Annotated in this window: 11 protein-coding genes and 1 pseudogene; 3 read left to right on the top strand and 9 right to left on the bottom strand. The window is 39.1% G+C overall.

All coding sequences use genetic code 11. The features are described 5' to 3' along the window. Window positions 1-4: 4 nt before the first annotated feature. The 3 genes from tsaE to AA974_RS02945 all read right to left on the bottom strand — a co-directional run bounded on the left by tsaE (window position 5) and on the right by AA974_RS02945 (window position 2793). Window positions 5-406 carry a tRNA (adenosine(37)-N6)-threonylcarbamoyltransferase complex ATPase subunit type 1 TsaE gene (gene tsaE / locus AA974_RS02955; RefSeq protein ID WP_064433353.1) on the bottom strand — a complete coding sequence of 134 codons (402 nt, stop codon included), beginning with the start codon at window positions 404-406 and terminating at the stop codon, window positions 5-7. Then, entirely contained in the window at window positions 403-2091 is a 1689-nt protein-coding gene (locus AA974_RS02950) for a DNA polymerase III subunit gamma/tau (protein WP_064433352.1), read from the bottom strand. Before AA974_RS02950 ends, tsaE begins: the two co-directional genes overlap by 4 nt. 69 nt (window positions 2092-2160) lie before the next feature. Continuing rightward, window positions 2161-2793, bottom strand: coding sequence for a LysE family transporter (locus AA974_RS02945; RefSeq protein ID WP_064433351.1), 633 nt, complete (start codon window positions 2791-2793; stop codon window positions 2161-2163). A 266-nt stretch (window positions 2794-3059) separates the two neighbouring features. On the opposite strand from AA974_RS02945, the gene AA974_RS02940 reads away from it, so the two are divergent. Further along, window positions 3060-3482 (top strand): DUF1104 domain-containing protein, encoded by a 423-nt coding sequence (locus AA974_RS02940; protein WP_064433350.1) that lies wholly within the window; start codon window positions 3060-3062, stop codon window positions 3480-3482. 28 nt (window positions 3483-3510) lie between these two features. Beyond that, window positions 3511-3981, top strand: a complete 471-nt coding sequence (locus AA974_RS02935; RefSeq protein WP_064433349.1) for a sialic acid-binding protein — start codon at window positions 3511-3513, stop codon at window positions 3979-3981. Between the two features lie 275 nt (window positions 3982-4256). Here AA974_RS02935 and AA974_RS02930 read toward each other — a convergent pair whose 3' ends face one another. After that, window positions 4257-5255, bottom strand: coding sequence for a type II asparaginase (locus AA974_RS02930; protein ID WP_230380959.1), 999 nt, complete (start codon window positions 5253-5255; stop codon window positions 4257-4259). A gap of 129 nt (window positions 5256-5384) precedes the next feature. Between AA974_RS02930 and AA974_RS02925 the strand changes: the two genes are divergently transcribed. Continuing rightward, window positions 5385-6716, top strand: a complete 1332-nt coding sequence (locus AA974_RS02925) for an anaerobic C4-dicarboxylate transporter (protein WP_080471005.1) — start codon at window positions 5385-5387, stop codon at window positions 6714-6716. Between the two features lie 74 nt (window positions 6717-6790). Here the strand turns inward: AA974_RS02925 and sabA are convergent, their stop codons facing one another. From sabA to AA974_RS02900, 5 genes and pseudogenes are all read right to left on the bottom strand, one after another. Further along, window positions 6791-8740, bottom strand: a complete 1950-nt coding sequence (gene sabA, locus AA974_RS02920; protein WP_064433346.1) for a Hop family adhesin SabA/HopD — start codon at window positions 8738-8740, stop codon at window positions 6791-6793. A gap of 213 nt (window positions 8741-8953) precedes the next feature. Continuing rightward, a complete protein-coding gene (locus AA974_RS02915; RefSeq protein WP_064433345.1) occupies window positions 8954-9871 on the bottom strand; it encodes an outer membrane beta-barrel protein in 918 nt (305 codons plus the stop codon). After that, on the bottom strand, window positions 9841-10827 hold the full coding sequence (locus AA974_RS02910) for a tRNA dihydrouridine synthase (RefSeq protein WP_064433344.1): 987 nt from the start codon (window positions 10825-10827) through the stop codon (window positions 9841-9843). Before AA974_RS02910 ends, AA974_RS02915 begins: the two co-directional genes overlap by 31 nt. 58 nt (window positions 10828-10885) lie before the next feature. Continuing rightward, complete coding sequence (tilS, locus tag AA974_RS02905) at window positions 10886-11953, bottom strand: tRNA lysidine(34) synthetase TilS (RefSeq protein WP_080471004.1); 1068 nt, start codon at window positions 11951-11953, stop codon at window positions 10886-10888. A 22-nt stretch (window positions 11954-11975) separates the two neighbouring features. Next, window positions 11976-13009, bottom strand: a pseudogene (locus AA974_RS02900) (HP0729 family protein). Between the last annotated feature and the right edge of the window lie 4 nt (window positions 13010-13013).

The following is a 13013-nucleotide window of genomic DNA, read 5'->3' as shown; positions in this document are numbered from 1 at the left end:
CCCTTTAAGCGATCTTTATTGTATAAAAACGGCTAGTTAATTCGGTTTTAATTTCCACAACCTTAATAGCTAAATCGTATTTTTTTAAAATTTTTTCTAATTTTTCATCGCCCCATTCCACAAAATGGATCCCCTTTTCTAACAAGCACTCTAACATGCCAAGCTCCAAGCAAGCCTCTAAATCGCGCATGTAAAAATCATAATGGAACACGCTCTCGCTATAAGCATGCATCAAGCTAAAGGTGGGCGAAGTCGCTTGAATGTCTAAACCCAAGTATCTCAAGCACGCTTGAACTAAAGTCGTTTTACCGCTCCCCACAACGCCTTTTAAAAGCACCACCCCCTTAAAACCATCTTTTAAAATTGCAACAGCCACTTTGTCTAACTCGTCTAAACGCGCTCTCATAACAATTCCACGCTTTTGATTTCAAACTCGCTCTTAATCTCTTCAATGAGATTGGAATGGTTAGCCATAAATTCTTGCAAGGCTGTAGGGGTTTCTTTTGATTGGGTTTCTTTAACCTCTTTAGTTTCTTTTTCTTGAACCTCTTTTTCTTTAGTTTCATTTTTTTTCATTTCAGCCGTCGTTTCTGTGGTTGGTTTGGGCTTTAAAGAGAGGAATTTATCTTTAGTTTCTTCTGAAGCGCTTTTATTTTCTGAATGATTTTTTAAAGCGATTTTGATGTTTTCGCCCTTGCCAAAAACCTCATCAACGATACTTTTCACGATTTTAAAACGCTCTCTTAAAAGCTCTTTATCTTTATGGGTGGCTAAAGACTCCCAAGTCAAGGTTTTAGTCTGGCTGTCAAAATCAATAAAACGGATATTTTTTTCAAACACCGCCCCTAATTCGTAGTTGCGATCAGAAACCTTTGTTTGGACTTGCTTGAAAAGGTTGTGAAAAATGCGATCTTTGGCTGAAAGCATGGGAGTTTGCGGGGTTTCTGCACTCTCTCTTTTTTCTGACTTTTCTATTTTCTCTGCACTTTCTTGTTTAAAGGCGTTAGCGTTTTGGTTTAAGGGCTTTAAAGCGCTTTCTTTGCTTTGCTCTAATTCCAAAATCGCATCGTCTAGGGCTTTGAGTTTCAAAGCCTCTTTGAATTTCATTTTCAATAACAACAGCACAAAACTGGCGTTAGCCCCTTCTTTCAAAAGGCTCAAACCGCTCATAATGATTTTAAAAAAGCGCTCTATTAAAAGGATGGAATAAGTATCAGGGCTTAATAATTTCGCTTTCAAAAAAAGCATCATTTCTTCTAAAACGCTTTCGGTTTCATAATTTTCTAAAATGGCATAACGCTCTTGCAATCGCGCTTCATCTTGGTTGATTAGGCTTTGAAAAAAATCTTCTAAAACGCTCCTGTCAATCGCTCCTAACATTTCAGCCACTTTGCTTTCTGTGATAGCGTTATCGCAATAATTGATGGCTTGTTCTAAAAGAGTGATCGTATCCCTCAAGCTCCCTTGACCGCTGTGAGCCAGTTTTTCTAACGCGCTGTTTTCATAACTCACTTGTTCTTTTTCTAAAATGGTTTTTAAATGAGAAATAACGGAATTTTCAGGGATTTTTTTAAACCTGAAGTGCTGGGTGCGGCTGAGTATGGTAGCGGGCAATTTCAAGGCGTCCGTTGTCGCTAAAAGGAATTTCACATGGCTAGGAGGCTCTTCTAAAGTCTTTAAAAGCGCATTAAACGCTTCGGTGGTGAACATATGCACTTCATCAATGATAAAGATTTTATAGCGCCCAAAGCTTGGTTTGTAGCGCGTTTGCTCTATGAGATTACGGACATCATCAATCCCCCTATTAGACGCTCCATCCATTTCTATAATATCTATATGGTGGTTGTTTAAAGCGCTTTTGCATTGGGTGCAAGTATCGCAAGGCACGGCTTTTGGCCCTTCTTCACACATTAAAGCCCTAGCAAAAATCCTAGAAGAGCTGGTTTTCCCTGAACCCCTTAACCCGCTGAATAAATAAGCGTTAGCCAAACGCTGGTTGTCTAGGGCTAAAGAAAGCGTTTTAGCCACGCTCTCTTGACCGACTAGCTCGCTAAAATGTTTGGGGCGGTATTTTAACGCTAAAACTTGCATATTGATTGTAATCCTTAAAAACTCATTTAGGAGTATTGTAATGCAAAATGGCTTAAAACTAGCCCCTTTTTAGGTTTTACCCAATAGCGCTAAAAAATCCCTAAATAAAGTAACGCTAAGCGTTCCCATGATAGCGGTTACAAAGAGATTCACGCCCATAAAAATTTTTTGGTTGTTTAAAAGTTTAGAGCCATAGCGTAGAGATAGGGTGCATAACAATAAAAGCCAAGAAAAAGCAGCCGATAAAGTGCCGGCTAGAAAGACAAATTTTTGCGCTAAATCAAAAGACAAAGCGCTCGCGCCAATTAAAAACACCATTTCCAAATACACTTGAGGGTTGAGTAAGGTAACGCCTAAAGTGAATAATAAGGTCTTTTTTAAAGATAGTTTTTTGGGGGTTTGGACTTGCTTTTTTTTGAAGGTTTGAAAAAGGGTTTTTAAAGCTAAAAAAGCGTAAAATCCAGTAAAAGCCGCTCCAAATAAATTCAAAAACAAGCTCAAATAAAGATTTTTAGCGAAATAAGCCCCCACGCCAAACACGCCCATGCTCATTAACACAATATCACACATAAAACACAGAGCGCAAATCAAAAACACATAATTCCTAGCCATCCCCCTTTCCACAATAAACAAGGATTGCGCTCCCACAGCCGCGCACAAAGAAATCGCTAAACCGAAACCTTCTATAAAAACCACAAACATCTTGCTTAATCCTTTCACTCAAAATAATCCAAAAACTACCAACACCATACAAACAAATCATTCAAAATGGTATTTTAAAATTTTAGGGTTTAAAACGACCTTTATAAATAAAAATTAAATGATGACACACAAGGCTTGCACGAAATTTAAAAACCCCATTTTTTAGCGCTATTAGAAGCGTTTGAGAATAAATTAAAATTAACATGATAAAATGCCAAAATTTGCTGTCGTTATGCGGCAAAAATTCAGACAACAAGGAATTGGGAATGAGAAGGAGTTTGGCTTTTTGCCTGTTAGCTTTGCTTGGATTACAGGTTTTAGGCGCTAGGGATTTTTCGCAACTCAAAGATAAGGAGCTTTTAGAATTAGCAGGAACTCTGCCTTCTAATGAAGCGATTGATTATCGCATGGAAGTGTCTAAACGCCTTAAAGCTTTAAACGCTGAGGACGCTAAGAAATTCCGCACGAATTTCAGCCGGATCGCTAGGAAGAATCTTTCCAAAATGAGTGAAGAGGATTTCAAAAAAATGCGTGAAGAAGTGCGTAAAGAATTAGAAGAAAAAACCAAAGGTTTGAGCGCTGAAGAGATCAAGGCAAAAGGACTTAATGTGAGCGTTTGCAGCGGCGATACGAGAAAAGTTTGGTGTAGGGTTGTTAAGAAAAAAGACGAACATTGCTCTCCTAAGTGAGATAAAATTTAATTTAAAAGGATAAAACATGAAAAAAGCGTTGAAAATACTTTCTGTTAGTGCATTGCTATTTGTGGCTTTAAACGCCAAGGATTTCAGTAAAACAAGCGATGAAGATTTGGCTAAAATGGCTGGCATTGTCGCTCCTCAGGATATTGTGGATTATAAAAAAGAGTTGAGAATGCGCATGAAAAAAATGCCTGAAGACAAGAGAGAAGCCTTCCATAAGCAGTTGCATGAATATGCAACTAAAAACACAGACAACATGACCGTGGCGGATTTTAAAGCCCGCCAAAAAGCTATTAAAGAAGCGCTTAAAAAAAGTAACATGAAGGACATGGATGATGATTTGGGGTTGAGATCATGCAAGCATGGGAAAATGCACAAACACGATAAGCATGGTAAGAAGCATGGCAAAAAACATGACAAAGATCATGATAAAGATCATGACGATAAAGATCATGACCACCATGATGAAGATCACAGCGATAAACACTAAAGCTTAAATGACACCACTTTTTCTATCAAAGCTTCAAACTCTTTAAGCAGAAATCCTAAACGCTTTTAGCGTTTGGGATAGAAGCATGCTATTATATAAAATATTATTAGTAATTTTTTATTGTTTTTTTTAACACCGCAGTTTTTAGCGATCAGCCAAGCGTGGGATTTATCATTAAAGGCGACTTCTACCCCCCAACCACGATTTGATTAAATTCCAATCAAAAATAAAAACCTAAAACCGCTTCAGTGTTTCAAACCATTCTAAAGAATGTTTCAATACTCTTCAAACATTTCTTGGATTTTTGCTTTATCGTTCGTTTTGGTTAAAGCGAGTTGTAAAAGCACCCTGGCTTTTTGGGGGTTTAAATTGTCGCTTGTGATAAAACCATAAGCCTTGTCATCAATCTCGCCTGAAGTGACTCCACCGCTGCCTACCCTGCTAGAACGAACAATAACCACCCCCATTTTGCTCGCTTCTTGCATCGCTTTTAAAAACCCAGCACTCACATTCCCATTACCCACCCCAGCTATCACAACGCCTTTTGCATGCGAGTTTAGGCTCGCTTGGAATAAATCAAGGGTCATGCCGGCATGCGTGTAAATAATATCCACTTTAGGCAAGGGGGTTTTGAGTTGTGAAAGAAAAAATTCGCTCTTTGTGGTGTGTTTTCTCAAAGGCTGCATGTAATAGCGTGTTTTGCCATAATACACGCTCCCTATCGCACCGCTATTTAGGGCTTTAAAGGTGGAAGTGTGGGTGGTGTGCGTTTTAGCCACTTCTCTAGCGCTAAAAATACTATCATCCATCACCACCAACACGCCTTTATTTACGCTTTTTTCATTGAGTGCTACGCTCAGCGCGTTATACAAATTCAAAGCCCCATCCGCACTCAAAGAATCAGCATTACGCATCGCTCCCACTAGCACGACCGGTTTTGTGGAGTGTAAAACTAAATTTAAAAAATACGCGCTCTCTTCTAAAGTGTCCGTGCCATGCGTGATGACCACGCCTTGAATGCGGCTATCATCTAGCCATTCTTGGGCGCGTTTGGCGAGCTTGAACCATACCTCTTCATTCATGTCTTGTGAGCCGATGTTAGAAATCTGCTCCCCTTGAATGCGAGCGATCTTGTTGAGACTAGGGATAGCCCTAAGAAGCTCTTTGATGCCCAGCTCACCGCTTTTATAACTACCCGAACTCGCGCTCGCACCACTCCCTGCAATCGTCCCTCCTGTCGCCAGTAAAGCAATGGTGGGTAAATTTTGAGCCATAACTTGCCCCTTCAAACAAAATAAAAGAATCAACAATTTCAAAAATATTCTCATTATAGACCACCTTTTGAAATTTAAAAGGTTTTATAGTATAGTAAAACATCGTTAAAATAAATTTAAAAAGGGTTAATAGTGGATGCCTTTTTTCAAATTGTAGTGTTATTTTTTTCGCTTTTTTTAGGGGCAAGGCTAGGGGGCTTGGGAGTGGGCTATGCGGGGGGTTTGGGCGTGCTTATTTTATGCTTATTTTTGGGGCTAAATCCGGGCAAAATCCCTTTTGATGTGATTTTAATCATCATGGCAGTCATTAGCGCTATCAGCGCGATGCAAAAAGCAGGGGGCTTGGATTACTTGGTCAAAATCGCTGAAAAAATTTTAAGAAAACACCCCAAGCAAATCAATTACCTCGCTCCAAGCGTGGCGTATTTTTTAACGATACTAGCGGGCACTGGACACACGGTTTTTTCTTTAATTCCGGTGATTGTGGAAGTGAGCCAGAGCCAAAACATCAAACCCAAAGCGCCTTTAAGCTTAGCGGTAGTCTCCAGTCAAGTCGCTATTACTGCAAGCCCGGTGAGCGCGGCGGTGGTGTTTATGAGCGGCATTTTAGAGCCTTTAGGAGCGAATTACTTGACCCTTTTAATGGTTTGGATCCCTACGACTTTTTTAGCATGCATTCTCACGGCGTTTGTGATGGGTTTTACGGATTTGAAATTAGACAGCGATCCGCATTATTTAGAGCACCTGAAAGCAGGAAAAATTTCGCCCCCTATTATCAAAGAAGAAAAAGAAACCTCAAAAAGCGCGAAATTATCGTTATGGATTTTTATCGGTGGGGTTGTAGCGATCGTTTTTTATGCGAGCGCGATTTCTAAAAATATCGCTTTGATTAACCCAGTGGTTTTAGGCAGAGATTACGCGATTGTGTCTTTCATGTTGAGTGTGGCGACTCTAATTGTGCTTTTTTGTAAAATTAACGCTAATGAAATCGCCCATTCAAGCGTGTTTAGATCCGGCATGCAAGCGTGCGTGTGCGTGTTAGGCGTGGCGTGGTTGGGCGATACTTTTGTGAGCAATCATTTAGATGAAATCAAGCGATACGCTTCTTTTTTGATCGCAGATTACCCGTTTTTATTAGCCGTAGCGCTCTTTTTGGCTTCCATGCTTTTGTATTCGCAGGCTGCCACTTCTAAAGCGCTCATCCCAAGCGTGATCACAGCCTTAGGTATTAGCGCTAACCATACGGAGCATTTGTATATTATCGTGGCTTCTTTTGCGAGCGTTTCGGCGTTGTTTGTGTTACCCACTTACCCCACTTTACTAGGAGCGATCGCTATGGATAACACCGGCACCACTAAAATGGGCCGTTATGTGTTTGATCATGCGTTTTTGATCCCTGGGGTTTTAGTCGTGTTTTTGAGCGTGGCGTTAGGGTTTGTTGTCGCGCCGTTGGTTTTGTAGATTTTATCGCCAACGATAAAAAGCTTGGTGTTGCGGTTTTTCTAAACCCCCTTAAAAAAGAGAGTTTGAATCACTCAGTAAGCGAACACATAGTTGAGATACACGCTATAAAGCCTTCGGTATTCTAGTTTGGTGCCTAGAAAAGAATAGTAATTGGTGTTAATGGTGGGGATTTTAATGCCTAATTCTATGCCATGCTGCGCGGAATGTTCGCTGTCTTTTTTCTTAGCTGTAGCGAGATTCGTCCTTAGGCCGAGATTGAACAAAAATTGGAAATTGGAAGTATTGACTTTTGCGCTGTAAGGATTATTGAAAGCGGTTAAATTCACATATTGAGAATTAAGCCATGTAGTCCCTGCTAGTTGGATACCTCCAAAAAGACCCACGGAGAGCTTGTTGTTCTTTCTTGTAATACTATCGTTGATGAAATTCACTAACAAATCGCTCCCACCGCCATAAGTCCATACATCAGAAGAAGAATTAAAAAAGCTTGATTTGATATAGCCGTGGTTGTAATCAAAGAAGCCATAATACCTTAACCCCCACCTTTTGCTTTCGCCAAAGAATTGTTTATAGCCCACTTGCACGCCAAGCCCATTCAAAGCGCCGTTATTGTTTTGAGAGCTGATCATTCCGATATTTTTAAAGGGGTTATTGCTCATCGCTGCTAAAGCTTGAGAAAGATTGGACGCTTGCTCTTGGTTGATTTGGTAGTTGTATTGGCCCGCTGCTGGAGCGTTTTTATCGTAAGGTAGTGTGACAATGTCTTTTGTATTGACTTGATTGTATGGGAGTTTAGAAATCTCTTCGCTCAAATTCTTAGCGTCGTTATAAGTGGTTACAATCTCTGTTTGATTGGATTTTAGGTTATAAACATCTCTAGCCACGCTTAAAGCCGCATCCGTCCGATTACCATAATAACTCACATTGCTTTGAATCGTTTGAATTTCTTGGTTTAAATTCACCTCTTGTCTGTAAGGGTTAGTAGGAGTTTGACCCGCATTGGGTATTTTCAAGTAGGCTTTCTCTAGATATTTATACTGATCTGCAGGGATAGTATTAAAGAGGTTGAAAATATCTTTGGCGTAAGAGATGATTTGCTTCTGGTTTTGAGCGAACTGGTAGATGTCTTTAGCGAATTCAGGGTTTGTTTGAGTTCCTGTAGCTTGAGCTTGCAAGCTAGTGGATAAGGTGTGGTTGCTTTGAGAAAGCGTAACCGCTTGTTGCAAGATAGGTATCATCGCCTTGATGTTGTTAAACACCGCATAGTGCGTTGGGTAATTAGTGGATGTGATACCACCACCGGGCACATTTGAAACACCACTGATGACGATGTTTTTCCACATCATAGCAGTCTTAGTGTTTGCGATTAAATCCATAAGCTGTTGTGCCAAGTTGAGAGCGTTGCTTACGGTTGAGTTTGGTGGGTTGTTGCCTGTTGTGGCGCATCCGGATAAAGCGCAAAGGTTGTTCCCTTTAGTGCTAGCGTTTTGTTGAGCCGCTTGGAGAGCTTCGGCAAGTGTTTTCATCTGATTATAAGTAGTTTCATTCATAGCGCAGTTTTCAATTCCTGGGCAGTTTTCTGTAACCGTTTTAAAAGGAGGGTTACCAGCGGCACTAGATAATGGTTGATTATCCTTACCCACAAAAAAAGTGAAATAATTCCCCGCATAAAGACTCCAAAAACCCAATACCGAAGTGATAACGGCTTGCACAGCGTTAAAAATGGGCGATTGGGTGGTGCTATTATAGTTGTTTTGAGTAAAGCTTTTTAAATAGTTTAAAGAGCTATTGACCAGCTCAATGTTGTTGGCATTTTGAATGCTTTGTTTCAACGAAGCCACTTGATTCAAATACGAGTTTAACTGCTCGTATTTGTCGTTTAAGTTTTTCAATTCACCGGTGTTTTTGACCATTTGCACCGCTTCGCCGATTTGATAGCCCGCGCCCACAAAAAAGCCGTTGTCTTCAGCACAAACCATAGACGCCGCAAGGGATAGAGGAAGTAAAAATCGTTTTTTCATAAAAGTGTTCCTTAAAGTAATTTTTTGTTGCAAAAATATTCTGAAATGGTAATAGATTTACAATGAGTTAATTTTATAATAACTTTTGGATTTCAAAAAAAAAAAAAAGGATTTTTGTGTGTTTTTAACTTATTTATCTTTTAAGTGTTGATTTTTGTAACGATAAAACCATCTTTTGAATTTTATCATCAGTATTTTGGGAATAAAGCCAAACTAAAACAAGAACGCGTAGCTGACAAAAACTTCCTTATTCCTAAAAACGCTGAAGTTTTGTCGGATCGTTTGTTGCTGCCACACATTGCTAGAGCCAAAGTTTTTCCAACTTTGCGCGCTCAAGCTATAATAAGGGATTTTTAGCCCCACATTGAAGCGGTTGCGTTTGCCTATATACAAAGAACCCCCAAAATTCACAAAAAACCCCCCACCCGCTGCAAAAAATTTATCGTCTTGATTGGTGTTTTGGTTTTTATATTGAGGACTCCATAATATTGCGTATTCCACCCCACCCCCACCAAACACGCCTATTTTAAAAAACAGCATTTTTTCTGTTTTTAAAGCGAGTTTTAAAAGGGTGTCTATAGGGAGGTTAATAAACACATTCACATTCAAACCAAACGCCATGAAATGCCCATTATTAAAGAGAAAATCTTGAGGGTTTGGGGTTTTTTGCAAATTCAAAGAGCCTTGAGTGTTTGAAGTGGGATCATAGGTCTTAATCGCGCTCGGGTTGTAATTGGCTTGGGATAAAAGGGTATTACCCCCCACTTTTTGGCCTAATTGCGCTTTAGCGTATTCTATATCCCCCCACACCCTTAACCCTAAAATATGGTATTTATCAATCGCTATTTCATCGCCTATTTGCCCGGTATAAGACAGATTTTTACCCCCTTTATAACGGGCTTCTAATTTCTCGCCATAACACACGCTGCTAGGGCAAGTAGGGTTGTCTTTATAGGCTTGTTGTTGCATGCTTGTGTGCAAATCAGCCCCTGTGCCTAGCCTAAAACCCAAATAAATGTGGTTTTTTGTTTTAAAAAAAGGCGTTTTTTCAATAGTATTGCCCCATAAAACCCCCAAACTGGCTAAAAAAACAAGCGCTTTCAAACGCTTTTTTGATTCAATTCTACCCATAATGGCACTTCACTTTGCAACATTTCTTGATTAAAAAATTCCTCTATACTCTCTCGCATGCTCTTTATCTCTGTAAGGGTATTGACGCAGTTGCGAAACGCGCTCGCTTGCATTTCGCCCTTAGCGTAAGCATGCAAATTTTTCCTAAACATGACTACCCCCCTATCCCCATAAAACTCCACCATTTTATCAAAATGCTCTAAAACCAGGTCTTTTTTCACGACTGCGGGTAATTCGGTGGTGTTGTTTCTGATTTGCCAAAATATCCATGGGGCTCTTAAGGCGGCTCGCCCTATCATTAGCCCATCAGCTTGCGTGATTTGCAAGACTTCAAAGGCTTTTTTCACGCTGTCAATTTCGCCATTAGCTATCACAGGCTTTTTTAAAATCCCTTTCATTAAAGCGATGCTTCCATAATCTATTTTGTCTTTTTGGTATTTGTCGCTTCGTGTCCTCCCATGCACCACCACATAATCCACCGGTGCATCATTTAAAGCATGAGCGATTTCTTTAGGGATTTTTTGATCAAAGCCTAAACGCACTTTCACGCTTGTGATTTGTTTGTTAGTGTTTTCTCTGATTATTTTTAAAAGTTTCACCAAGTGGTTTAAATCCTTTAATAGCCCGCTACCATTACCATGGTTAGCCACTTTAGGAGCGGGACAACCGCAATTAAAATCAATCCCACTCACATGTTCTAAAGCGTTGATTTTTCCAACCGCTTCCTTGACTACGCTCTCTTTAGAGCCTGAAATTTGCGCCATGAAATGATCTTCTAAACAGGATTTTTCTAACATTTTAGAAGTTTTATCAAACGCATACACTAACGAATGCGAGCTCACCATTTCGCTTGTGGTAACATCCACGCCAAATTTTTTCACCACGCTTCTGAAAGGCAAATCCGTATAGCCTGCTAGAGGGGCCAGAAAAAGCCATTTTTTATTCTTAAAGTCCATTCGCTCTCATATCAAAGTTTTTTGCTGTATTGTGACACAATCAAGGTTAAAAAGCGCTTTAAAAACTTATCGCTTGATTGAAATGAAGCTCTTTTATGAAATCCATTAAACTCTGTTTAAAACGGGTTAAAAAATCATGCGTGGGTTGTTTTAAAAACTCTGCGTATAAAACAGGCCGTAAGCGTTTAGGAATATTCAATCTCCTGGCTCTGTCTTTAAAATCCTTTGGCATGCTTAAAGTTTTTTGGGGTTTAAGAGCGATAAACACATGCTCTTCATTCTTTTCAATGATGAATTGTTGAGCGATTTCTAGGCTGAAAAAATTGCGTTTGATTTCTTCTTTTTGAGAAAAGCTCAACACATACCCCTTTTGCTTTAAGATTTTATCCACCATAAAAAGCGCATTGTGCGAATATTGGAAAAAAGTGATCCCATGCATTTGTGAAACGGGCATCAAAGGGTAAAGCCGTTCTTTTTCTTCATCCAAAAATTTAAAACTTTGGATAATGCCCCTAGAATAATGTTGCATCAAGGAGTTGGCGTAATTTTTCCTGAAAAAATTGCGTTTGAATTTTAAGGAAGAATTCGAATCGTCTTCAAAAAATTCCCGATCTTTAACGAGCGTTTTAAGGGTGTCTTTAGGGGTGTAAAGCAAGGGGCGAATAATTGCATAAAACCCTCTTTTTTCATAAGCCTGAAAGCTTAAAAGCGTGTTTAGCCCAGATCCTTTGCTTAGTTGCATCAAAAACCATTCCAGCCTGTCATTCAAGTGGTGCGCTAAAATCAAATGCTTGTAAGAATGCTTTTTTATTAGGGTTTCAAAAAAATCATAACGGATCTTTCTCGCTTGCATTTCAAAATTGCACACGATTTTTTGAGCGTAATGGATATAGCATTTTTTATGGTGCGTTTGGGCGAGTTTTTGAGCGTGTTGGACGATTTCAAGGCGTTGTTTTTGCGTGTTATAATCCACTAAAGCGATGTCAAAAGCGATATTTTCTCTAACTAAAAGATGAAACAAGCAAACAGAATCCAACCCGCCTGAAAAACCCAATAAATTTTTCCCCTCTCTTAAAGGCTCTAAATAGGGTTTAAAATCTCGTGCTATCAAATCGGCATTAAGCATAGATTGAATCCATCGCATTCTTTCATAAAACTTCCTTGCGCATTAGAATGCTTTTTAACAAGCTCGCGCCTTCTACGCCTAAAATTTCATTCCTGAGTTTTCCCACTTCATTCAAACCTGGAGCTTTTGCGTGAACGGCTTCATGGCGGATTTCTTGAATGAGGGTTAAGCTTTTTGAAAAAGGGTAATTGATGAATCGGTTTAAGTTTTCTTCTAAATGGTATTGGATTTTTTCGTGCCTGAGTAAAAATTTAACGCTCCCAAGATTAGGCTTTTGAGTGAAAAAATCTTCAAGTATCAAAGATTTTCCTTGGACTTCATAAGTTAAATCATAAAGGTTGGGATCTTTTGCACAAGCCTTTGAAAGAACTTTTTTAGCAAAACTATAAATTTCGTATTCTAAGGTTTTGGAATATTTGACTATGATTCTTGTAAAATCATTCAAAAGATCGTTTTCGCTTTGTAAAAGCTCTAATTCTGCATGAATGATGTTATTGATGCTATCAGGGTGTAAGAGGTAAAAAAGCCTTTTGCCAAAAACAAAACGCATGAAATTTTCTTGCATAATTAAATATTCTTCGCTTTTATACACGCTCAGATAATGCTTTTCACCGCCTAAAAAATAAGAACGCTCTTCTTTTAACCTCACCGGCAAAGGATAGACATAATTATTCCCATAAATGGCGTAAGTGTGGTTGTTTGGCGCGATGGAATTGGCTAAAAATTGATCTCTTAAAAGGCTGATAATAAAAAAGTCTTCCACTTCCAAATTTTTTTCTTTATAATAACTAGGGATCAAACTCTCATCAATATATTCAGAAACCTTTATCACCTTAGCGACAAATAAATTAGCGTAATCGGTCAAAAAAAGCTGCAAAAAATTTTTTCATTGGTGGCTTTGTAAATCTCTTCTAAGGATTTTTGCTTTTCTTGATCGTTGAGCTTTGATTTGATCTTGCCAAAACCCACTTGGGATTTTTCTTGCAGAATGCTCAAGTGTTGCTGGATGACATCTTGTTGGTAGTAAAGGTTATAAAGGATTAAAAGATGGTTCATGCCT

The organism is Helicobacter pylori, assembly GCF_001653475.1.
GTDB classification, from domain to species: Bacteria; Campylobacterota; Campylobacteria; order Campylobacterales; family Helicobacteraceae; genus Helicobacter; species Helicobacter pylori_CM.
This window is presented reverse-complemented; position numbering and strand designations above follow the sequence as displayed.

Excerpts from the sequence above, each read along its gene's own strand:
- tsaE (WP_064433353.1), bottom strand. The coding sequence starts at position 406 with ATGAGAGCGCGTTTAGACGAGTTAGACAAAGTGGCTGTTGCAATTTTA.
- AA974_RS02910 (WP_064433344.1), bottom strand. The coding sequence starts at position 10,827 with ATGGACTTTAAGAATAAAAAATGGCTTTTTCTGGCCCCTCTAGCAGGC.
- AA974_RS02940 (WP_064433350.1), top strand. The coding sequence starts at position 3,060 with ATGAGAAGGAGTTTGGCTTTTTGCCTGTTAGCTTTGCTTGGATTACAG.
- AA974_RS02915 (WP_064433345.1), bottom strand. The coding sequence starts at position 9,871 with ATGGGTAGAATTGAATCAAAAAAGCGTTTGAAAGCGCTTGTTTTTTTA.
- AA974_RS02935 (WP_064433349.1), top strand. The coding sequence starts at position 3,511 with ATGAAAAAAGCGTTGAAAATACTTTCTGTTAGTGCATTGCTATTTGTG.
- sabA (WP_064433346.1), bottom strand. The coding sequence starts at position 8,740 with ATGAAAAAACGATTTTTACTTCCTCTATCCCTTGCGGCGTCTATGGTT.
- AA974_RS02945 (WP_064433351.1), bottom strand. The coding sequence starts at position 2,793 with ATGTTTGTGGTTTTTATAGAAGGTTTCGGTTTAGCGATTTCTTTGTGC.
- AA974_RS02930 (WP_230380959.1), bottom strand. The coding sequence starts at position 5,255 with ATGGCTCAAAATTTACCCACCATTGCTTTACTGGCGACAGGAGGGACG.
- tilS (WP_080471004.1), bottom strand. The coding sequence starts at position 11,953 with ATGCTTAATGCCGATTTGATAGCACGAGATTTTAAACCCTATTTAGAG.
- AA974_RS02950 (WP_064433352.1), bottom strand. The coding sequence starts at position 2,091 with ATGCAAGTTTTAGCGTTAAAATACCGCCCCAAACATTTTAGCGAGCTA.